The organism is Mesorhizobium sp. M0563, from assembly GCF_040321065.1.
Classification (GTDB): domain Bacteria; phylum Pseudomonadota; class Alphaproteobacteria; order Rhizobiales; family Rhizobiaceae; genus Mesorhizobium.
Genome location: NZ_JAMYQV010000001.1, coordinates 230,662 through 251,622 on the forward strand (window position 1 = coordinate 230,662; position 20,961 = coordinate 251,622).

The 20,961-nt window shown below is 62.5% G+C and carries 19 protein-coding genes; 8 read left to right on the forward strand and 11 right to left on the reverse strand.

The genetic code is table 11. The features are described 5' to 3' along the window. Positions 1–18 precede the first annotated feature (18 nt). Positions 19–1,278, reverse strand: coding sequence for a sarcosine oxidase subunit beta (locus NKI50_RS01110; protein ID WP_352640488.1), 1,260 nt, complete (start codon positions 1,276–1,278; stop codon positions 19–21). 216 nt (positions 1,279–1,494) lie between these two features. Between NKI50_RS01110 and NKI50_RS01115 the strand changes: the two genes are divergently transcribed. The 7 genes from NKI50_RS01115 (at position 1,495) to NKI50_RS01145 (ending at position 10,875) form a co-directional block, all read left to right on the forward strand. Continuing rightward, positions 1,495–3,984, forward strand: coding sequence for a mechanosensitive ion channel family protein (locus NKI50_RS01115; protein ID WP_352484517.1), 2,490 nt, complete (start codon positions 1,495–1,497; stop codon positions 3,982–3,984). Between the two features lie 156 nt (positions 3,985–4,140). Further along, positions 4,141–4,404, forward strand: coding sequence for a hypothetical protein (locus tag NKI50_RS01120; RefSeq protein WP_023676533.1), 264 nt, complete (start codon positions 4,141–4,143; stop codon positions 4,402–4,404). Positions 4,405–4,672: 268 nt separating this feature from the next. Then, on the forward strand, positions 4,673–7,234 hold the full coding sequence (locus NKI50_RS01125; RefSeq protein WP_352715106.1) for a GcvT family protein: 2,562 nt from the start codon (positions 4,673–4,675) through the stop codon (positions 7,232–7,234). Between the two features lie 96 nt (positions 7,235–7,330). Next, positions 7,331–8,182, forward strand: coding sequence for a DUF1194 domain-containing protein (locus NKI50_RS01130; RefSeq protein ID WP_023719921.1), 852 nt, complete (start codon positions 7,331–7,333; stop codon positions 8,180–8,182). A gap of 111 nt (positions 8,183–8,293) precedes the next feature. Next, complete coding sequence (locus NKI50_RS01135; RefSeq protein ID WP_352640486.1) at positions 8,294–9,244, forward strand: ABC transporter substrate-binding protein; 951 nt, start codon at positions 8,294–8,296, stop codon at positions 9,242–9,244. Between the two features lie 72 nt (positions 9,245–9,316). Continuing rightward, on the forward strand, positions 9,317–10,093 hold the full coding sequence (locus NKI50_RS01140; RefSeq protein ID WP_352484520.1) for an ABC transporter permease: 777 nt from the start codon (positions 9,317–9,319) through the stop codon (positions 10,091–10,093). Beyond that, a complete protein-coding gene (locus NKI50_RS01145; RefSeq protein ID WP_352640485.1) occupies positions 10,090–10,875 on the forward strand; it encodes an ABC transporter ATP-binding protein in 786 nt (261 codons plus the stop codon). Before NKI50_RS01140 ends, NKI50_RS01145 begins: the two co-directional genes overlap by 4 nt. Before the next feature lie 32 nt (positions 10,876–10,907). Here NKI50_RS01145 and NKI50_RS01150 read toward each other — a convergent pair whose 3' ends face one another. From NKI50_RS01150 to NKI50_RS01160, 3 genes are all read right to left on the reverse strand, one after another. Next, complete coding sequence (locus NKI50_RS01150) at positions 10,908–11,846, reverse strand: GlxA family transcriptional regulator (RefSeq protein WP_302895626.1); 939 nt, start codon at positions 11,844–11,846, stop codon at positions 10,908–10,910. A gap of 348 nt (positions 11,847–12,194) precedes the next feature. Beyond that, entirely contained in the window at positions 12,195–12,341 is a 147-nt protein-coding gene (locus tag NKI50_RS01155; protein WP_198030510.1) for a hypothetical protein, read from the reverse strand. 322 nt (positions 12,342–12,663) lie between these two features. After that, the gene (locus tag NKI50_RS01160; RefSeq protein WP_023719925.1) at positions 12,664–12,849 is read right to left on the reverse strand and encodes a hypothetical protein; all 186 of its coding nucleotides are present in this window, start codon (positions 12,847–12,849) and stop codon (positions 12,664–12,666) included. Positions 12,850–13,079: 230 nt separating this feature from the next. On the opposite strand from NKI50_RS01160, the gene NKI50_RS01165 reads away from it, so the two are divergent. Further along, positions 13,080–13,979, forward strand: a complete 900-nt coding sequence (locus tag NKI50_RS01165; protein ID WP_023676521.1) for a LysR substrate-binding domain-containing protein — start codon at positions 13,080–13,082, stop codon at positions 13,977–13,979. 6 nt (positions 13,980–13,985) lie between these two features. Here NKI50_RS01165 and NKI50_RS01170 read toward each other — a convergent pair whose 3' ends face one another. The 7 genes from NKI50_RS01170 to NKI50_RS01200 all read right to left on the reverse strand — a co-directional run bounded on the left by NKI50_RS01170 (position 13,986) and on the right by NKI50_RS01200 (position 20,854). Further along, a complete protein-coding gene (locus tag NKI50_RS01170; protein WP_352640484.1) occupies positions 13,986–14,969 on the reverse strand; it encodes an alpha/beta hydrolase in 984 nt (327 codons plus the stop codon). Between the two features lie 269 nt (positions 14,970–15,238). Next, a complete protein-coding gene (locus NKI50_RS01175) occupies positions 15,239–15,421 on the reverse strand; it encodes a hypothetical protein (protein ID WP_023719927.1) in 183 nt (60 codons plus the stop codon). A gap of 188 nt (positions 15,422–15,609) precedes the next feature. Next, entirely contained in the window at positions 15,610–17,679 is a 2,070-nt protein-coding gene (locus NKI50_RS01180) for an ASKHA domain-containing protein (protein WP_352640483.1), read from the reverse strand. 113 nt (positions 17,680–17,792) lie between these two features. Continuing rightward, a complete protein-coding gene (locus NKI50_RS01185; RefSeq protein ID WP_023719929.1) occupies positions 17,793–18,767 on the reverse strand; it encodes a methyltetrahydrofolate cobalamin methyltransferase in 975 nt (324 codons plus the stop codon). 80 nt (positions 18,768–18,847) lie between these two features. Then, positions 18,848–19,939 (reverse strand): methylenetetrahydrofolate reductase, encoded by a 1,092-nt coding sequence (locus tag NKI50_RS01190; protein ID WP_023719930.1) that lies wholly within the window; start codon positions 19,937–19,939, stop codon positions 18,848–18,850. After that, positions 19,936–20,559, reverse strand: a complete 624-nt coding sequence (locus NKI50_RS01195; protein ID WP_352640482.1) for a methylenetetrahydrofolate reductase C-terminal domain-containing protein — start codon at positions 20,557–20,559, stop codon at positions 19,936–19,938. Before NKI50_RS01195 ends, NKI50_RS01190 begins: the two co-directional genes overlap by 4 nt. Continuing rightward, the gene (locus NKI50_RS01200; protein ID WP_023719932.1) at positions 20,552–20,854 is read right to left on the reverse strand and encodes a virulence factor; all 303 of its coding nucleotides are present in this window, start codon (positions 20,852–20,854) and stop codon (positions 20,552–20,554) included. The genes NKI50_RS01195 and NKI50_RS01200 overlap by 8 nt, the downstream gene beginning before the upstream one ends. Between the last annotated feature and the right edge of the window lie 107 nt (positions 20,855–20,961).

Genomic DNA, 20,961 nt, shown 5'->3' on the forward strand with positions numbered 1-20,961 from the left:
GCGGTTCGGGATCATGGCCTAATGCAGCCGGGGCGTGGCGCCCTGGCCCTTGTCGTCGATCACCATGCCACGGTAAAAGCGGTCGAGCGTGAAGGCCGCGTTGAGATCGTGCGGCTCGTCCTTGGCAATGGTCCAGGCAAAGCACCAGCCGGAAGCCGGCGTCGCCTTGAAGCCGCCATAGCACCAGCCGCAGTTGAGATACATGCCCGGCAGCGGACCGGTGGTGATGATTGGCGAGCCGTCCATCGACATGTCGCAGACGCCGCCCCATGAGCGCAGCATGCGGACGCGGGCGAGCCCCGGGAACAGCGCCAGCATCTCGCTCATCACCTCATCGACGATCGGCAGGCTGCCGCGCTGGGCGTAGCTGTTGTAGCCGTCGAGGTCGCCGCCATAGACAAGGCCGCCCTTGTCCGATTGCGACATATAGAAATGGCCCATGCCGAAGGTCAGGACCGTATCGATAAACGGTTTCAGCGATTCCGTAACGAAGGCCTGCAGCACGTGGCTCTCGATCGGCATTGTCTCGATGCCGGCAAGCCGCATGACCCGCCCGGTGCTGCCGGCCACCGCGACCGCTACCTTTTTAGCGCGGATTTCGCCGCGGGTCGTCGTGACGCCGGTGATGCGGTCGCCGTCGCGCAGGAAGCCGGTGACCTCGCAGTTTTCGACGATGTCGACGCCGCGGCGATCTGCGCCACGCGCATATCCCCAGGCGACCGCATCGTGGCGGGCGGTGCCGGCGCGTCGCTGCATCAGGCCGCCGACGATCGGGAAACGCGCCGTGGCGGAGACGTCCAGCGCCGGCACCAGGCGGGCGATCTCCGCCGTGGTCATCAGTTCCGCGTCGACGCCGAGATGGCGCATGGCGTTGCCGCGCCGGGCATAGTCGTCGAGCTGAGCAGGTGTGTGGGCGAGGTTCAGGCAGCCGCGCTGCGAGAACATGACGTTATAGTTGAGGTCATGCGACAGGTTCTCCCACAGCTTCATCGAATGTTCGTAGAAGCGCGTGTTGGCGGGCAGCAGGTAGTTGGAGCGGACGGCCGTCGTGTTGCGGCCGACATTGCCGGAACCGAGCCAGCCCTTCTCCAGCACCGCGACATTGGTGATGCCGTGCTCCTTGGCGAGATAGTACGCGGTCGACAGGCCATGGCCGCCGGCGCCGATGACGATGACATCGTAGGACGCCTTCGGGTCGGGCTTGCGCCAGGCCGGCCTCCAGTCCTTGTTTCCGGTCAGCGCGTTCTTGAGAAGCGAAAAGGCCGAATATTCCGCCATTCTTATTGTCATCCATTTCAGGCTTGGCGGCAGACTATAGAGCAGGCGGCCAACGCAAAGCCAAGATTGCGCCATCGCTTTTCGACTCCCCGACTTCGATTGGATATGGCCGACTTCGAAAGCGGGCCGTCAGGGACGGCTTGCCCCCAGATATGTCGGTCTTTATCAAGAGCGGGCCTTTAGAACGCCTTATCGCCCGTGAGTCGCCAGACAATCATGTTTTTCCGACTGCTCCGCTTCGTTCTGGTCCTGATGCTTGTCGCCTCGGCGCCGCTTTCGTTGCGAGCGGTGGCGCAAGGGCTTGGCCAGGCGCCCGCGGGACTGGTCAGTGATCAGCAGAAAATCCTCCAGGACCTGACGACGAAGACCGACAATCTCGAAACGAAGTTCCAGCAGGACGGCGACGATGACGCCAGCCTTGTCGATATTCGGCTGCAGCTGGAAGAAATGTCGCGTGCCTCGCTCAACAGCGCGCTCGCTTTCCGGCCGCGGCTGAGCGAGATCAACAGCCGGCTAGAGCAGCTAGGCCCGCCGCCGGCCGCGGGCCAGCCGGCCGAGCCCGATATCGTGACCGGCGAACGCCAGGCGCTGGCCTCCGAAAAAGCCGAGATCAATGCCGTCATCGCCACGGCGCAAAACCTGTCGATCCGCATCAGCGGGCTGATCGAGAAGATCGGCAATATGCGCAGCGAGCTTTTCCGCAACCAGCTCACCAAGCGCTACGTGCTGTCCGATGCATTGAGCCCGGAGGTCATTTCCGATGCCAACAACGAATTTACCAGTTTCTACAAGGCGGTGTCGTCCTGGCTGAGCTTTGCCTTCAAGTTCAAGTTCCAGGCCGTTCTTGCCGCGGCCTTGATGGCGCTTGCCTTGGCCGCCGTGCTTTTCGTCGGCGGGCGGCGCCTGTTCGGCCGTGTGTTCGAAGCGGACCCCTCGGTGGAGGATCCCTCCTATCTCAGCCGGCTGTCGGTGGCGTTCTGGTCGACATTGCTGCCGACGCTGGCAGTCGGCGTCTTCCTTGCCTCGACCATTTTCTTTTTCAATTATTACAACGTCTTGCGCGGCGATATCGGCATCTTCCTGAATGCGCTGGCTGCCGTTGTCGCGGGTGTGTTCTGCGTCAACCGGCTGACCAATGCGGCGCTTGAGCCGCGACTGCCGAACTGGCGTCTGATCCCTGTCGAAACCGGCCCGGCGCGCTGGCTGGTGCGGCTGACGACGGCCATGGCCGTCGCCATCGGCATCAATTATTTCCTGTCGGTCGTGAACGACAAGATGGGCTCGCCGCTGTCGCTGACCATCGCCAGAAGCTTTGTCGCCACCATCATCGTCGGCGTCATCCTGATCCTGATGGGCCTGCTGAAGCCGTTCAAGGCCGCCGACGGGATCTGGCGGCCGTGGCCGGCGTGGCTGCGTTACACCGCCGTGGCGCTGGGGCTGTTCACCATCGCGTCGGCGCTGTTCGGCTATATCGGCCTTGCCATGTTCGTCTCGGTGCAGGTCGTGATCACCGGCACCATCCTGGTCACCGCCTATATCGGCTTCCTGTCGGCGCGGGCGATCGGCGAGGAAGGCGGCTTCGCCAATAGCTCGATCGGCCGTTGGCTATCCGCCAATTCAAGCTATGAGCCGACCGCGCTCGACCAGCTCGGCCTGGTCGTCAGCGTCGCCATCAACGTGATGATCGTGCTGGTGTTCCTGCCGCTGATCCTGTTGACGTGGGGCTTCCAGCCCGGCGACATCCAGGCTTGGGCCTACAAGCTGGCAACGGGGCTGACCATCGGCTCGGTGACGATCTCGATCACCGGCATCCTCTCAGGCGTCGTTGTCTTCATCATCGGCTATTTCCTGACGCGCTGGTTCCAGGGATGGCTGGACGGCTCGGTGATGGCGCGCGGCCGCGTCGACACCGGCGTGCGCAATTCGATCCGGCTGGCGGTCGGCTATGCCGGCGTCGCCGTCGCGGCACTGGTCGGCATCTCGGCCGCCGGCATCGACCTCTCCAGCCTCGCGCTGGTCGCCGGTGCGCTGTCCCTCGGCATCGGCTTCGGCCTGCAGAATGTCGTCTCGAACTTCGTCTCGGGCCTGATCCTGTTGGCCGAGCGGCCGTTCAAGGTCGGCGACTGGATCGTCGCCGGCGACATCAGCGGCACTGTCAAGAAGATCAGCGTGCGCGCCACCGAGATCGAGACGTTCCAACGGCAATCGGTGATCCTGCCCAATTCAAACCTGATCAACAATGCGGTCGGCAACTGGACGCACCGCAACAAGCTCGGCCGCGTCGACATCAAGGTCGGCGTTGCCTATGGTAGCGACGTCAAGCACGTGCATGGCGTCCTTTTGGAGATCGCACGCAGCCATCCGCTGGTGCTGAAGAACCCGGAACCCTTTGTGCTGTTTTCCAATTTCGGCCCGGCCGCGCTCGAATTCGAGATTCGCGTGTTCCTGGCAGACGTTCTTAGTGGCAATATCGTCCAGAACGACATCCGCTTTGCAATCTTCGATGTGTTCGCCGACCAGCATATCGAAATTCCGTCGGCGCCGCGCGCCGTCGTCGAGACCAAAAAGCACGAGGCGTGGCCGATCGACGACGACAAGATCGAAGTCGAATTCGCCGAGCGAGAGCAAGCAAAAGCACTGGCAGTGGCGGAGGCGAAACGTCTCGCCAAGTCGGGACGCAAGGTGCGGAAGCCTGATCCTGACTAGCTGTTTGGAGCTTGCCTTCAAGCCTTCGGAAACCAATTGCGGCATGAATGCGGCATTCAGTTGCCGTTCAGCTTGCATTGCATATAAGCTCACCTGCAAACGGCGAGAATGCCTTGCAAAATGCAACAGAGGCGGTGGCAACACCGATACTGCAAAATGTGGAAGTCTCTCGTCGCCGCCATCGCTTTTCTGGCCGTGGGCGGTTCGGCCCATGCCGCCAGCGCGGTCAACAAGGACGCTGAGACCCGCACGCTGATCGTGACCGAAGGCGGCGGCAAGACCGAGCTGGCGCTGGCCGCCGGCGAAACCGTGGAATTTTGCCCGAGCGGCTGTTTTGTTACCTTGCCGAATGGCGACCTCGAGGCGCTGACCGGTTCGGAGACCATTGAGATCTCGGGCGGCGTCGCGCGCATCAAGTAAAGTCGACGCCATGATTTTTTGAAGGCCGGGCAAACGCCCGGCCTTTTATTTGCTTCCGGTAATCGGCGATGAAGGTATGCACTTTTCTTCGAAGCTGCGCAGGACGGGCTCTAGCAGCGCCTTCGTACTGAGCAGGGCGAAGGCGTAGGTCTAACTGCATTCGACGGGCTGGTGGCGCGGGCTTTTTTGGCGATGTCGCAAACAGGCTGCAAGCGCGGCGCGGCGCCGCCCTATAGTCTGGCGCAATAGCATCTTGGAGTCGCGGGCAATGGCAGGGTTTCCGGAAAAGGCGAAGGTCGTCATCGTCGGGCTTGGCGGCATCGTCGGCGCATCGGTCGCCCATCACCTGATCGAGCGCGGATGGGACGATATTGTCGGCATCGACAAATCAGGCATCCCGACGGATATCGGCTCGACGGCGCATGCCTCCGACTTCTGCTACACGACCAGCCACGATTTCCTGTCGTGCTGGACGACGCTCTATTCCATCGATTTCTACGAAAAGATGGGCCATTACGCGCGCATCGGCGGCCTCGAGGTCGCCCGCGTCGGCGACGACGCCCGCATGGCGGAGATCAAGCGCAAGATCGCCTCGGCGAAGGCCTTCGGCACACGCGCCCGCCTGATCGATCCCGCCGAGATCAAGGAAAAATTCCCGCTGATCGAAGAACAGATGGTACAGGGCGGCCTGTGGGATCCCGACGCCGGCCTCGTCATCCCGCGCTCGCAGACGGTCGCCGGCAAGCTGGTCGACCAGGCGGAAGCCTCCGGCAAAGTCAGGGCGTTTGCCAATACCTCCGCCAAGTCGCTCGTCATCGAGAACGGCCGCATCAAGGCCGTGGTGACCGACCGCGGCACTATCGAAGCCGACTATGTCGTGGTCTGCACCGGAATCTGGGGACGGCTTATTGCGGAAATGGCGGGCGAGGACCTGCCCGTGATGCCGATCGACCATCCGCTTACCTTCTTCGGGCCGTACACCGAGTTCGCCGGCACCGGCAAGGAGATCGGCTGGCCGCTGCTGCGCGACCAGGGCAACTCGGCTTACATGCGCGATACCGGCGATCCCAAGACGGCCGAAGGCGGGCAGATCGAGTGGGGCTACTACGAAGAGACCAATCCGCGCCTTTGCCATCCGCGCGACATTCTCGAGAAAAACGAGGCACGGCTTTCGCCGTCGCAGCGCGATCTCGACATGGAGCAGATCATGGCGCCGCTCGAGCGCGCCATGGAACTGACGCCGATCCTGGGCGAGTTGGGCTACAATGAGAGCCATTCCTTCAACGGCCTGCTGCAGGTGACGGCGGACGGCGGCCCGTCGATGGGCGAAAGCCAGAAGGTCAGGGGCCTCTGGTATGCCGTTGCCATCTGGGTCAAGGATGGCCCGGGCATGGGCAAGCTCATCGCCGACTGGATGACGGACGGCCGCACGGCGATCGACCACCACGCCATCGACTATTCGCGCTTCTATCCGCACCAGACGAAAGAGCAGTTCATCTGGGACCGCTGCACCGAAACGGCGATGAAGGTCTACAACCCGGCGGTGCATCCGCGCGAACCCTTCTCCAAGGCCCGCAATGTCCGCCGCTCGCCCTTCTGGGAGCGCGAGAAGGAACTCGGCGGCTATTTCATGGAGCTCGGCGGCTGGGAACGCGCCCATGGCTACGCCGCCAACGAGCATTTGCTCGAGAAATACGGCAACCGGGTGCCGATGCGTCAAAACGAGTGGGACAACCGCCATTTCTGGCGCGTCTCGAATGCCGAGCATCTCGCCATGAGCGAGGATTGCGGCATCGTCAACCTGTCGCATTTCGCCATGTACGACGTCGAAGGCCCCGATCACGTCGCGCTGATGGAATGGCTGTGCGCGGCAAAGATCGGCGGCGACGGCAATATCGGCAAGGGCATCTATACCCATTTCCTCGATGAGGAAGGCATGGTGCGCGCCGACCTGACCGTCATCCGCATGGCCGACCGCTGCCGCGTGATCGACGGCGCCGATGCCGGACCGCGCGACTTCCAGTACATGCGCCGGACGGCAGAAGACAAAGGCTTCGACGTTACCGTCACCGACGTGACCGAGAAGTACGTGACCGTCGGCATCTGGGGTCCGAATGCGCGGGCGGCATTGAGCAAGGTCGTGGAAAATCCCGACGGACTGACGCCGGAGAATTTTCCCTTTGCCGCCATCAAGCCTGTCAGGATCGCCGGCAAGGACGTGACCGCCTTCCGCATCTCCTATGTCGGCGAGCAAGGCTGGGAACTGCATATGCGCTACGAGGACGGCCTGGCCGTCTGGGACGCCCTGCGGTCGACCGGCGTAATGGCCTTTGGCGTCGAGACCTATGCCAACAGCCGCCGCATGGAGAAGAGCCTGCGCCTGCAGAACGCGGATCTCTTGACCGAGTACAATCTGCTGGAGGCTGATCTTGCCCGGCCGAAGGTCAAGGAGGCCGATTTCTGCGGCAAGGCAAAGCATCTGGAATATCGCGCCCGGGCGCATCAGCCGGCCATGCTTTGCACCCTTGTGATGACGGACAATACCGATTCCAACGGCGTTCCCCGCTATCCGGTCGGCACGATGCCGGTGATGGACCCGCAAACCGGTGAGACGCTGGTCGACGAGCTCGGCCGTCGGTCGTTCACGACCTCGGTGGCCTATAGTCCGACCCTCGGCAAGAATATCGCGCTCGCCTACCTGCCCTGGGCTTATTGCCAGGAGAGCCGCAAGTTGAGCGTCGAATATTTCGGCGAGAAATACCCGGTCGAAGTGGCCGCCGTCGGCTACAGGCCGCTCTACGACCCGGAGAACCTCAATCCGCGCAGCTGAACTTAGAGACGTGCTCGCAAAAACGTGACTGGAACAGCCGCGCTCTCGGCCGGGCTTTCCTCTTTGTCGGTCGTCGATTTTAGCTTACCGTGCGGCATGTCTGCTTTTGCCTGTGCAAGACATCTCGTCTCGGGTGCCGCCGCGCTGGCGTCGGTGCTATGGCCGGCGGCAATCTCCCGCGCCGCCGAGCCGGTTGACGTCGAACTGGTGCTGGCAGTCGACGTGTCCTTGTCCATGTCGCCCGACGAGCTCGAAATCCAGCGCCACGGCTATGCGGCGGCGCTGACGCACGACGACGTGCTGCAGGCAATCGGCGACGGCGCTCACGGCAAGATTGCCGTCACCTACGTCGAATGGGCAGGCGCGACCTGGCAGCAGGTCGTTGTGCCGTGGACGGTAATCGCCAACCGTGCCGACGCCGAGCGGCTGGCAGCGCAGCTTTCCGCTCATCCGCCGGCCAGTGCCAGGCGCACCTCCATCTCCGGCGCGCTGGAATTCGCCAGCGATCTGTTCGCCGAAAGCGGCTTCCAGGGCGTCAAGCGGGTGATCGACATTTCGGGCGACGGCCCCAACAACCAGGGCGCACCTGTCGACATCACCCGCGACGCCGTGATCAAGCAGGGCATCACTGTCAACGGCCTGCCGCTGATGACCAAGGGCGGCGGGTTCAGCAGCGCTTACGATGTCAACAATCTCGACCGTTACTACAGCGATTGCGTCATCGGTGGGCCGGGTTCCTTCATGATCCCGGTCAATGACTGGACGCAGTTTCCGGAGGCCATCCGCCGCAAGCTGGTGCTTGAGCTTGCCGGTCCGGCCTCGCCGCAGCGAGCGGCGGAAGAGGCGGCGCATCCGCCATTGGTCTTGGCACAGGACAGCCCCGTCACCGACTGCCTGGTCGGCGAAAAAATGTGGCGCGACCGCAGCTGGATGTACAACACGCGCTAATGGCGAAGTTTGCTGCCGGCGGTGAGATACCGCAGTGCAGCATCGGCTTCATTGACAAGCCTGCGGGCGTCTGTGACACAATTCCGATCCGAACAAAAAAGGGGAACCGACATGAACAGGATCGGAATTCTTGCCACAGGCTTGACGCTTGTCGCTGGGTTGTGCGCGCCGGCGATGGCCGCCACATCGGTCAGCATCGGCATCAGCGGATGGACGGGCTTTGCGCCGCTGACGCTCGCCAAGCAGGCCGGCATCTTCGAAAAGCATGGCCTCGACGTCACCTTGAAGAAGGTGCCGCAAGCCAGCCGGCCGCTCGCCATCGCCAGCGGCGACTTGCAATGCGCCGCCACCACGGTCGAGACCTGGCTGGTCTGGAACGCCAACGGCGTGACGACCAAGCAGATATTCCAGCTCGACAAATCCTACGGCGCCGACGGCATCGTCGCCCGCAACGACATCAAGACCGTTGCCGATCTCAAGGGTAAGTCGGTTGCGTCATCGGCGCCGGGCACGTCGCCCTATTTCATGCTGGCCTGGGTGCTCAACAAGAACGGCATGTCGACCAAGGACGTGACGGTCGTCAATCTGGAGCCGGATGCGGCGGCGCAGGCGTTTCTTGCCGGACAGAACGATGCGGCAGTCACCTACGAGCCGTTCATCTCGGCGGTGCGCGAAAAATCCGACCAGGGCCATATCCTTGTGACCACTCTCGACTATCCGATGGTGCTCGACACCGTCGGCTGCACGCCGGAGTTCCTCAAGGCCAATCCGGATGCGGCCAAGGCGCTTGCCGACAGCTATTTCGAGGCACTCGCCCTGATCAAGAGCGATCCGGCGAAATCCTATGAGACCATGGGCGCCGACGTGAAGCAGTCGGCCAAGGAGTTCGAAGAGTCGGCCAAATATCTGAAATGGGCGGACAAGGCCGAAAACAAGCAGTTCTTCACCAAGGAGTTCCAGGACTTTTCCAAGACCGCTGGCGAGCTTCTGCTGCAGATGGGCCTGATCAAGGAAGCGCCCGACGTCTCGACATTGGCCGACACCAGCGCCGTCGCCGACTGACCGGCAGGATTGTCGCCCGGCGGCGGTGCCCTGCGCCGCCGCTTTTTCATTCAGATCAAAGGACGGTTGACGATGCCGCGCCCCTTGCATCCGGTCTCGCCCGGCATTCGAACCGTGCTCGGCATCTCGTTCTTCGTGCTGTTCGTGGCGTTCTGGGCGTGGATCACGCTTGGCGGCCACGTCAATCGCATCTTCCTTGCCGATCCGCTTTCGATGCTGAGAGACGGCTGGCGGCTGCTGGTCGAGGACCGCTTCTGGCTCGACATCCTCATCACCATCTGGCGCGTCTTCGGCGGGTTTCTGATGGCAGCCATCGTGGCCGTCCCGCTCGGCATCGTGATGGGCGCCTGGAAGCCCGTGGAGGCGTTCCTGGAGCCGTTCGTCTCCTTCGCCCGCTATCTGCCGGCATCGGCCTTCATCCCGCTGCTCATCCTGTGGGCGGGCGTCGGCGAACTCGAAAAACTGCTGGTGATCTTCGTCGGCTCGGTGTTCCAGATCATTCTGATCATCGCGGTCAAGGTCGGCGGCACACGGCGCGACCTGGTCGAGGCGGCCTACACGCTGGGCTCGTCCGACAACGGCATCGTGCGGCGCGTGATCATGCCGGCCAATGCGCCGGAGATTGCCGAGACCCTGCGCCTGGTGCTCGGCTGGGCCTGGACCTATGTCATCGTCGCCGAGCTGATCGGCTCGTCGTCGGGCATCGGTTACATGATCATCAACAGCCAATCGCGGCTGGCGACGGGGCAGATCATCTTCGGCATCATCGTCATCGGCCTGATTGGGCTGTTGTCCGATTTCGCCTTCAAGGCGCTCAACCGTTGGCTGTTTCCATGGAGCCTGGCGTGAGCAAGCTTCTTATTGAAGGCGTCTCGCGCACGTTCGCCGGTGTCGGCGGCGGGCAGCCGGTCCAGGCGCTGATGCCGATCGATCTGGCGGTCGCCGCCAACGACTTCATCACCATCCTCGGGCCGTCCGGCTGTGGAAAGTCGACGCTGCTGAGGATCGTCGCCGGCCTCGAAGCGCCGAGTGAGGGCCGCGTGTTGCTCGACGGCAGGGTGGTGGACCGGCCGGGTCCAGACCGTGGCATGGTTTTTCAGTCCTATACACTGTTTCCGTGGCTGACGGTCGCCGAGAACATCGCCTTCGGCCTGCGCGAACGCGGAATGGCCGACCGCGAGCGCAGCGACATCGTCGCGTCCTATGTCGATCTCGTCGGGCTGAGAGGTTTTGAGAACCATTGGCCGAAGCAGCTTTCCGGCGGCATGCAGCAACGCACGGCGATTGCCCGGGCACTGGCCAACGATCCGGAGATCCTGCTGCTCGACGAGCCGTTCGGCGCACTCGACAACCAGACCCGCGGGCTGATGCAGGAACTGCTTCTCGGCATCTGGGAGCGCCGGCAAAAGACGGTGCTGTTCGTCACCCACGACATCGAGGAGGCGATCTTCATGGCGTCGCGCGTGGTGGTGATGACGGCGCGGCCCGGCCGCATCAAGTCGGATGTTGCCGTCGACCTGCCGCATCCGCGCCACTATACGCTGAAGACCAGCCCGGAGTTTTCGGCACTGAAGGCGCGGCTGACGGAAGACATCCGCGTCGAGGCGATGCGCACGGCCGAAGCGCTTTAACTCGGTGGACTTTCTTCAGCTGATGGCTCGGATCAAGCCGCCAGAAGCTGCTTGCGGTCGACGCGTTCTTGTTGCGGCGAGCGGGCATAGAGTTCGCGATAGCATTTGGAGAAATGCGAGGCGGAAACAAAGCCGCAGGCGACTGCCACTTCGACCACCGGCAACGACGACTGGATCAGCAGGTGCCGGGCGCGGTCGAGGCGGATTTCCAGATAGTAACGGGCAGGGGAGCGCCCCATCTCGGTGCGGAACAGGCGCTCGATCTGCCGTCGTGACAGGTCGACATGGTCGGCGATCTCGATCAGCGAGAGCGGCTCAGAGAGATTGGCCTCCATCAGCTCGATAATGGTCAGAACCTTGGAATTCTGCACGCCGAGACGGGCGCGCAGCGGCAGGCGCTGGCGGTCGGTCGGGCTGCGCACGCGATCGGTCAGCACCTGCTCGCAGACGCGGTTGACGAGGCTCTCGTCGAAATCGTCGCCGATCAGCTTCAGCATCATGTCGAGCGCGGCGGTGCCGCCGGCGCAGGTGTAGATGTTCTGGTCGATCTCGAAGAGGTCGGCGAAGACATTGGCCTTGGGGAACGCCTCGGAAAAGCCCGGCAGGTTCTCCCAATGGATGGCGCAGCGCTTGTTGGACAGCAGGCCGGCGGCGGCCAGGATATGCGCGCCGGTGCACAGGCCACCGACGGCAACGCCGCGATTGTACTCCTCGCGCAGCCAGGCAAAGGCCGATTTGTTCTGGTAGCGCTCGACATTGATGCCGCTGCAGACGATGGCCATGTTCGGCCGGTCCGGTCCGGACATTTTCTTGCGCTCTTCCTCCAGCGAGGTGTTGACGGCGCATTCGACGCCATTCGAGGCGCGCACCGGCTTGCCGTCGATGCTGGCGAGCCGCCAGCGATAGGCTTCATAGCCGAGCATGCGGTTGGCCGAACGCAACGGATCAAGCGCCGTCGCGAAGGCGATCATGGTGAAATCGGGGATCAGGAAGAATACAAACGATCGCCGGATCGGGTGCTTTACGACGTTCACGGGTAGATCCTCACGCTGCAATGGCGCGAACAGGATGTCGCGATCAGCATAGCGACATCAGGAAAAACGTTTCCTGTCAATTGGCTAGATGGCAACGGAAAGACTTTATTTGCGACATGGGTCGCAAATGGGCAATCGCTATGCGGCGAAGGGCACAACGTGCCGCCGGATTGTCCAAACGAGCCGAACAGTCTGCGCACACGAAAACGCCGCCTCGGCAAAGCCGAAGCGGCGCTGGATCGACTTCGAAGCAGCGCTAGGCTGCTTCTGCCAAGATTTGCTGTTTCAGGCGACAAAGCCGAGGCGCGCGGCGGCCATGGCACCGGTCTGGCCAGGCATGGTGTTAGCCAGGCGCTGGCGCTCGAGCGCGGTCGTCAGGTTCATTTCGCGGCGGGCAAAGAGGCGGGCAAAAAGCTTCATGATCATCTCCATTCGGTTGCTCAGACGGGTCGCCTTCGCTTGATGGAGTGGGGCAGCTCGTTTGTTGATGATGATATAGGCTTAGGTGAGGGGAAACTAAATCGCAAAAGCGAAGCACTTGATATGAAAAGCGACACGGAATGCGACAAATTTGGGCATTCTGCCCAGGATTTACGATTATTTACAACGTGTTGATTGCCGGCGCGGGCTGCTATGCGACTTGCTCATATGCGTCATGCGGCGGCGACATGGCTCGGGGAAATCATTTGAATACAAACAAAAAGGCCTGCCGGGCTGATCTGCGCGGCAGGCCTTCAGCTGTTGATACACACGGTTACTTTGCTCCGGCCCAAGATCCCACACCATGGCGAGTGCCAGTCTTGGCATCGGCAGCTTCGGGCCAGCCGATATCCTTCTGCAGTTCAATCGGCAGCGCGCGGATGGCGCGTTCCGTCTGGTAGCGGGCACGGGCCTCGCTGAACTCGGTCGCGATCCGACCGATGGATGACAGGATAGACATCTCATTCTCCTTCGCGTTGGGCCGGGATTGTCCCGGCGCTTGCAGCGTCAGGCGGTACACCGGGTTTGTTTCAGCTTCATTTCGTGTCGATTGCAGGTCCGTGTCATGGTTGTTTCGGGACCACTTCTACGTGTCTTGCCTTCGATGGAGTTGACTATCCTCCCAAACTGATGTTCAATCAAACGAAATGGAATGATGGTTTGCATCAGAAAAATTGAAGGTCGCTCCCCATGAACGCCCCACTCAATCATCCACTGCCGCTGCTCGATCTCGATGTTCTGCGCACTTTCGTCGCAATCGCCGAGACCGGCAGTTTCACCACTGCGGCCAATGCGGTCTTCCGCACGCCGTCGGCCGTCTCCATGCAGATCAAGAAGCTGGAGGACATTCTCGGCCGCTCGGTGTTCGCGCGCGACGCCCGTTCGGTGACGCTGACCACCGATGGCGAGATGCTGCTCGGCTATGCGCGCCGGCTGCTGTCGATCAATCGCGAGGTGGTGTCGAAGTTCATCATTCCAGACATTGTCGGGGTGGTGCGGCTCGGCTCGCCGGACGATTACGGCGAACGTGTGCTGCCGCATGTGCTGAAGCGGTTCGCACAATCGCATCCATCGATCGCAGTCGACGTCACCATCGACCAGAGCGTCAATTTGCGCCGGCGCATGGACGACCGGGCGCTCGACATCACGCTGCTCACCAACTCCTACAAGACCAGCGCGATCGGCGCCGAAGTGCTGCTCACAGAGCCGATCGTCTGGGCCGGTGCCAAGGGCGGTTGCGCGCATCTGCGCGAGCCGCTGCCGGTCTCATTGTGGGAAGAGGGCTGTGCCTGGCGGGCAGGGGCATTGGAGGCGCTTGGCCGCGAGGGCCGCAACTACCGCATCGCCTATATGAGCGCACACACGGCCGGCCAGCGCGCCGCGATCATGGCGGATCTTGCAGTCGCGCCGCTGCCGAAATCGTTCCTCGGCAGTGACATGGTCGAGTTGTGCCCGAAGGACGGTATGCCTGACATCGGCACCTACAATCTCGCCATGGTGGTGACGCCAGACGCCAGCGCGCCGGTGAAGGCAGTCGCCGACCATATCCGCGCGACGTTTGAGATGTTCAGGGAAACTGGGAAGTTCTGACCCAAACTACGACCTGAGCGGCGCAACCAGATCGCGAGGGGTTCCGTCGCGGTCTGTCCTCTGCAGCGACAACACGCCTGCCGTGGCATGATAACTGTCAGTTTCGTTGGTCAAGAAGGCCACTATACTGTCCCGCGCGCGTCGCGCCTCCGGCATGTCGATCAACGGCCAGACATGGAACATGCCTTGCTCGTGGACGACCTCAATTTCGACGCCGGCCGCGCGTGCCTTTTCCGCGAAGATCAGATTGTCGGGGGTGAGCAGATCGCGTGAACCGGTCAGCAGCAGCGTTTTGGGCAGCACCGACAGGTCGCCGTAAACCGGGCTGATGCGCCAGTCGGTGGGATCTATACCGGCGCTGTAAAGCCGGATCGCCTCGCGGCCGCCAGCAATGCCCAGCCACGGATCGTTGCGTTCAGCCTCATACATTTCTGGGTTGGCGAGCGACACGTCGAGGCCGGGCGAAATCAGCACGTGGCGTGATGGCAAGGGCAGGCCGTCTTGCGCAGCCATCATGGTCAGCACGACGGCCATGTTTCCGCCGGCGGAATCGCCCATGAAGATGATGTCATTCGCCCCGGTTTCGCCGAACATCTGGCGGTAGACGGCGCCGACCATGCCGAACATGGCGTGGAAATCGTGTTCGGGAGCAATGGGATAGATCGGCACAGTGATGCCGAACCCGAGACGGTCGGCCATGTCCGCGATCAGCCGCCAATGATAGGGTGTGATTTCAAAGACGTAAGCGCCGCCGTGCAGGTAGAGAATCCGCCTCCGCTCGCCAGCCTTGGGCGCGATCTCGTAGACGGGGAAGCCGCTGATCGTGCGGGTTGTGATCTCCAGGCGCGACTGCAGCGACGCAGGCGGCTGATGGTTTTCAGTCTTGCGCGCATAGGCGATCCAGCGCTGCAGGTTCTCCGGGCTGGAAAACGCCTTCTTGCGGCTGTACCTGAGGACGAACGACACGACGTGGCTTTTGAGGCTGAGCATACAGATACACGGACTTCGGCTGAGCCGACTAAGAGAACCCCCGACTATTTCGAAGATTGTGTCGCCACCAAAAAAGTCAAGATTTATGCGATCTCAACACGGTGGTTTGATCCCGGCCGGCGACAAAGCGTCCGGCCTATGGAGTCCCTGACCCAGCGGCGCAGCTCAACGCCGGGGCAGTAATGCGGCGCGCAGCCAATTGCTGGGTGCAGCCGGAGCCGCATTGCGGCCCCGGCGAATACCGAGCAGCTTGCATTTGTCGGTGAATTTCATCCGCGCTGCATGCCCCAGCCGACCGAAAGCTGCTTTTTGCTCGATCGCGGCGACACCGGCCAGCCAATGTCCTTCTGGATCTCAGGCGGCAGGCTGTTCAGGATGCGCAGCGACTTGCGCGCTTCGCGTGCTTTCTTGAAGGCCGCACCATAGCGGCCGAGGCTTTCGAACATCGACATCTTGATCTCCTTTGGAGCGTTGCGGTGGCCGGAAACTGGTTCTGCCTGCCGTTCGATGCCGGTTAAATGCACCGCCTATGTATCTGGCGGATTTCACGAAAACGCGATTTCGTTTCCAGATCGGCGCGATCTGGAAACATTTGCATACAAATGAAAATGGAAGGTATGACAGGCCTAGCGGGGGCGAGTCATCCCCGCCCGCGCCGCGCGGCGTGGCCTTCGCGCGAACGCCGCCGCGGGGCGGCGTCGCCGGCAATGCCGTCTTCGCTCACCGTCTTGCGCGGCGGCAGTTTGACCGCCGCCGAAAGCTTGGGGAACGGGTCGATCTTGTTCGGCAGCGCCATGGCGTAGACGAAATGCTCCTGGAATTTCGGCTCCAGGGCCGTCTCAATCTTCTCGATCCTGCTGACGGTTTCCTCGATCTCGCGGCGATAGCCGCGGTTCAACAGCGCCATGCGGGCACCGGCGCCGGCCGCATTGCCAACGGCCGAGACCTTGTCGAGGTCGCAATCCGGGATCAGGCCCAGCACCATTGCGTATTTCGGGTCGATGAACGAGCCGAATGCACCGGCGAAGTGGATGCGGTCGACATGATCAGTGTGCTGCTTTTCCATCAAAAGCTTGGTGCCGGCATAAAGGGCGGCCTTGGCAAGCTGGATAGCGCGCACGTCGGTCTGGGTGATGGTGATCTTGGGCCCGCCTTCCTTCAGCACATAGGAGAAGGTGCGGCCGTTGGCGACGACGCGCGGCGAGCGGGCGCTCAGCGATCCGTCGACGACACCGTCCTCGGAGATGACGCCGGCGAGATACATCTCGGCGACTACCTCGATGATGCCGGAGCCGCAGATGCCGGTGACGCCGGTCGCCTGCACGCTGTCGAGGAAGCCCGGCTCGTCGGACCAGAGTTCCGAGCCGATGACGCGATATTTGGGCTCCAGCGTTTCGGGATCGATACGGACGCGCTCGATGGCACCCGGTGCGGCGCGCTGGCCGCCGGAGATTTCCGCGCCCTCAAAGGCCGGGCCGGTCGGCGAGGATGCCGCCACGACCCGCTGGCGATTGCCGAGCACGATCTCGGCATTAGTGCCGACATCGACGATCAGCATCATTTCGTCCTGGCGGTGCGGCCCCTCCGACAGCGTCACCGCCGCCGCATCGGCGCCGACATGGCCGGCAATGCAAGGCAGCATATAAAGCCTGGCGCCCTGGTTGAGCTTCAGGCCGATATCCGATGCCTTGATGTGGACGGCGCCGGAGATCGCTAGCGCGAAGGGAGCGCCGCCGAGCTCGGTCGGATCGATGCCGAGAAACAGATGGTGCATGATCGGATTACCGACGAAAACGGAATCCAGTATGTCGTTGCGCTGGACGCTGCCTTCGGCGCAGACCTTGTCGACGAGGCCCGAAATGGCCTCGCGCACGGCGACTGTCATGCCTTCGCGGCCGTCCGGGTTCATCATCACGTAAGAGACGCGGCTCATCAGATCCTCGCCGAAGCGGATCTGCGGATTGGATGTACCCGACGAGGCGGCGACGCGGCCCGATAGCAACGACACCAGATGCATCGCGATCGTGGTCGAGCCGATATCGCAGGCAAGCCCGTACGCCTCGTTCTTGAGGCCTGGCCACAAGGCGATGACCCGTGCGGTCTCGCTGTCGGTGTCCTTGTGGATGGCGGCGGTCGCGGCCCAGTTGCCTTTGCGCAAAATGCCTTGCACCTGCGGCAACAGATGGAAATCGAAATCGAGGCTCTTGAGGCCCCAGTCCTTCATCAGCGCGATTTTCAGGCGGTCGAGGTCGCCGAGCGGCTTGTGCATGTCGGGTTCTTCGATCTCGACATAGCACATGCGGATTGCCGCATCGCGGGCGATGACCCTGGTGTCGGCGTCTTTGCGGATGGTTTGCGCGTTGATGACGGTGTCCTGCGGCACGTCGACGACGAGATCGCCGAGAATCTGCGCCGAGCAGGACAGGCGGCGGCGTTCGGGCAGCCCACGAACGCGCTCGTAGCGCTCTTCCTTTGCGCCCTTGGGCGAGATGTGGTCGTTGGAGGAAACGATCTTGTGCTTGGCGAAATTGCCTTCCTGCACCTCGATCTGGCAACGCCCACAAGTGGCACGCCCGCCGCACACGCTCTCGACATAGACACCGAGCTGGCGTGCGGCATCCAGCACCGGCGTGCCGACCGGAAACCGCCCGCGCTTGCCAGACGGCATGAACAGCACGAGCGGATCGGTGATGTTGACGGGAGAGTTCATACGTTCCAGACTTTACTTTCTACGCTGCTCAGGTCTTGGCCGCGGCAGCGATGCCGCAGTGTTTCGGTTCCTCCCCAGTCCTAGGCCCCATATCGTGTCGGCCAAGCCATGGCTCAACCCCGGGCCATCCGCGCTTCGCGGCCGCCGCGCCTGCGTCCGCCATTGCCATTGCCATCGCCCGGCGCGTTGACCTGCGTCCGGGCGGCAACGGCCTGGCCGCCTTCGGCAGGCTTGTAATCCTTGTAGGTCCTGATCCAGTTGGTGCAGTTCTCATCGGTGCCGTTCAGCACATTGGCGCCACGCACCGCTTCCATTTCCTGCGGCCGCACCGGGTTCATGATCGCCGAGGTCATGCCGGCGCCGATCACCATCGGAATGAAGGCGGCGTTGATGCCATGACGGTGCGGCAGGCCGAACGAGATGTTAGAGAGGCCGCAGGTGGTGTTGACCTTGAGCTCCTCGCGCAGGCGGCGTAGCAGTGCAAACACCTGGCGGCCGGCATCGCCCAACGCGCCGATCGGCATGACCAGCGGGTCGACGACCACGTCATGCGCCGGAATACCGAAGTCTGCGCAGCGCTGAACGATCTTCTTGGCGACGGCGAAGCGCACGTCGGGGTCCATCGAAATACCGGTCTCGTCGTTGGAAATGGCGACGACCGGAACGTTGTATTTCTTGACCAGAGGCAGGATGGCCTCGAGCTTTTCCTCCTCGCCAGTGACGGAGTTGACCAGCGGTCGGCCCTTGGCGACTTTCAGCGCCGCTTCGATCGCCGCGGTCACCGAGGAGTCGATCGACAGCGGCAGGTCGACCAGGCCCTGCACGATCTCCAGGGTCTGCACCAGCAGGCCGGGTTCGGTCTCGTTCGGGTTGACCGAGGTGACGCCGGCATTGACGTCGAGCATGGTTGCGCCGCAGGCGGCCTGTTCCAGCGCATCCCTGATGACGGTCTCAAAATTGCCCGCGATCATTTCGGCGGCCAGCTTTTTGCGGCCGGTCGGGTTGATGCGCTCGCCGATCACGCAGAAGGGCTGATCGAAGCCGATGATGATTTCTCGTGTCGCCGAGGCGACGATGGTCCGGGTCATGAAATCTCTCCATCGTGATATAAAGAGTTCTTTATATCGTTATCTGTTTCCGATCAAGCGAATGCTGACGATTCGCGCTGTCAATGCGCGGTCTTGACCATGTCGACCTGGGTTTCGGTGAGGTCGTCATGCAGTATGTGGTCGAGCCGGTCGGCAACGAGCTGGTCGTCGCGGCGGATTTCGCGCTTCCACGGCCGGCGGCCCTTCAGCACGCCGGACTCGTCGACGATCTCGGCGACATACTCTTCCTGGCGATAGGCCATCACATGGACGCCGGACACACCTGGAATTTCCTTCACCTCATTGATGATGTCGATGCAGAGCTGCTTGCCTTCCTTCTTCTGATCCTGAGCGCCTTCCAGGCGCTTGACGATCTGATCGGGAATGTGAATGCCCGGCACGTTTGAGCGGACCCATCTGGCCGTCTTGGCCGAGGCCAGCGGCCCGACGCCGCACAGGATGAAGCATTTCTCGGTATAGCCGAGATCGCGAACCTTCTGCATGTAGGTGCGGAACATCGGTACGTCGAAGCAGTACTGGCTCTGCACGAACTGCGCGCCGGCGGCGATCTTCTTGCCCAGCCGATAGGGCCGGAAATCAATCGGCGGCGCGAACGGGTTGATGGCCGCGCCAAGGAAAAGCTGCGGCGGCGTCGTGAGTTTACGGCCGGACAGGAATTTTCCGTTATCGCGCATGATGCGGCAGGTTTCGAGCAGCGACATGCAGTCGAGATCGAACACCGGCTTGGCGCCGGGCTGGTCGCCGGCCTGCACGCCGTCGCCAGTCAGGCACAGCATGTTGGCAACACCCATCGCAGCACCCCCAAGCACGTCGCCCTGGATGGCGATGCGGTTCCGGTCGCGGCAGGCGATTTGCATGATCGGGGCATAACCCATGCGGGTCAGCAGCGCGCAAATACCGACCGACGACATGTGGCAGTTGGCCCCGGAAGCGTCGACGGCATTGATCGCGTCGACCCAGCCGTCGAAAATCCTGGCGCGGTTGTAGACGTCTTCCGGATCGGCGCTGTCGGGCGGATTGAGCTCGGTCGTCACTGCGAACTCGCCGCGCCGCAGGACCCGCTCAAGCCGGCCGCGCGAGGTGTGACCGGGCAGGGGATCGAGCGGCAAATGGATGCCGGCCGGATTCTCGTCTGGCTGACGGCCGATCATGCCGACGCTCCGGTGTTCGTAGTATTCTGGGCCGCATTGCGGGCGGCCGCGGCCTGCGCGGTCACCCGCAGCCAGGCGGAGGTTTCGCGCAAGGACTGATCCACCGGCTTCTGCACGTCCAAAATCTTGTCGCCATGCACCATGTTCTGCGAGCCTTCCCAGGCCTTGACCCAGACGCAAGGCATATCAGGCTCGACCTCGCAATTGCCGTTGGCGCGCACACCGCCGCAAGGGCCGTTGCGCAATTGCTTAGGGCAGTTCATCGGGCACGACATGCCGGTCGAGGAAAGAATGCACTGACCGCACATGCGGCAGTCGAACATGAAGCCCTTGACGCGCTTCTCGACGAATTTCACCGGCCCTTCGACACGGCTGTAGCCGATGCCCTTCCATAGCGGGTGGAGAGTCAGGAACATGTCGGCGAATTTGGCGTAGAACCATTCGAGCAGCCGCGAATGCCGCACCGACCAAAGCCGCACCGCAAACGAGCGCTGCACGCGCCGCTGCGGCGACACGTCAGCCGGCTTGTAGTCGGATTTCGGCGCCGCCTTCTTGACGATTGTCGCCTGGGTCACGCCGGCTTGAGCCGTCGTCACCGGCATTGATTGGGGATCAGACATTTTCTTTGCCGCCCGCCTTGACCAGAGCGACCAACCGCTCACGGTCGTATTTCGCATCGAGCTCCTGAAGAGCCTTCTCGGCCTCAACTTCAAGATCGTCACTGACTGGGACGGGCTCTGCCTTGCGCCATTCGGCAAGATAGTCGTCGGTGCCGCCGGCGCCGGTGCGCATGGCGCACATGTCGATCGCCTCGGTGAAGCGCAACGGCAGTTCGCGCTTGGCGTTCTGCCGGCCCTTCTTGATGATGACCTGGGCGGGGATGTCGCGCCAGTAGACGACGATCAGATCGGCCATGAATTCCTGCTCCTGGAGAGCGCCGCGCGTCCAATCGAACGCACAAACGATGCTCTACCACCTAACTCCGTTGCATCGTGCCCTGCGAAGATCGATTCCGATCCTTT

Coding starts and splice junctions, on each gene's coding strand:
- NKI50_RS01110 (WP_352640488.1), bottom strand. CDS start 1,278: ATGGCGGAATATTCGGCCTTTTCGCTTCTCAAGAACGCGCTGACCGGA.
- NKI50_RS01115 (WP_352484517.1), top strand. CDS start 1,495: ATGTTTTTCCGACTGCTCCGCTTCGTTCTGGTCCTGATGCTTGTCGCC.
- NKI50_RS01120 (WP_023676533.1), top strand. CDS start 4,141: ATGTGGAAGTCTCTCGTCGCCGCCATCGCTTTTCTGGCCGTGGGCGGT.
- NKI50_RS01125 (WP_352715106.1), top strand. CDS start 4,673: ATGGCAGGGTTTCCGGAAAAGGCGAAGGTCGTCATCGTCGGGCTTGGC.
- NKI50_RS01130 (WP_023719921.1), top strand. CDS start 7,331: ATGTCTGCTTTTGCCTGTGCAAGACATCTCGTCTCGGGTGCCGCCGCG.
- NKI50_RS01135 (WP_352640486.1), top strand. CDS start 8,294: ATGAACAGGATCGGAATTCTTGCCACAGGCTTGACGCTTGTCGCTGGG.
- NKI50_RS01140 (WP_352484520.1), top strand. CDS start 9,317: ATGCCGCGCCCCTTGCATCCGGTCTCGCCCGGCATTCGAACCGTGCTC.
- NKI50_RS01150 (WP_302895626.1), bottom strand. CDS start 11,846: ATGATCGCCTTCGCGACGGCGCTTGATCCGTTGCGTTCGGCCAACCGC.
- NKI50_RS01155 (WP_198030510.1), bottom strand. CDS start 12,341: ATGGAGATGATCATGAAGCTTTTTGCCCGCCTCTTTGCCCGCCGCGAA.
- NKI50_RS01160 (WP_023719925.1), bottom strand. CDS start 12,849: ATGTCTATCCTGTCATCCATCGGTCGGATCGCGACCGAGTTCAGCGAG.
- NKI50_RS01165 (WP_023676521.1), top strand. CDS start 13,080: ATGAACGCCCCACTCAATCATCCACTGCCGCTGCTCGATCTCGATGTT.
- NKI50_RS01170 (WP_352640484.1), bottom strand. CDS start 14,969: ATGCTCAGCCTCAAAAGCCACGTCGTGTCGTTCGTCCTCAGGTACAGC.
- NKI50_RS01175 (WP_023719927.1), bottom strand. CDS start 15,421: ATGTCGATGTTCGAAAGCCTCGGCCGCTATGGTGCGGCCTTCAAGAAA.
- NKI50_RS01180 (WP_352640483.1), bottom strand. CDS start 17,679: ATGAACTCTCCCGTCAACATCACCGATCCGCTCGTGCTGTTCATGCCG.
- NKI50_RS01185 (WP_023719929.1), bottom strand. CDS start 18,767: ATGACCCGGACCATCGTCGCCTCGGCGACACGAGAAATCATCATCGGC.
- NKI50_RS01190 (WP_023719930.1), bottom strand. CDS start 19,939: ATGATCGGCCGTCAGCCAGACGAGAATCCGGCCGGCATCCATTTGCCG.
- NKI50_RS01195 (WP_352640482.1), bottom strand. CDS start 20,559: ATGTCTGATCCCCAATCAATGCCGGTGACGACGGCTCAAGCCGGCGTG.
- NKI50_RS01200 (WP_023719932.1), bottom strand. CDS start 20,854: ATGGCCGATCTGATCGTCGTCTACTGGCGCGACATCCCCGCCCAGGTC.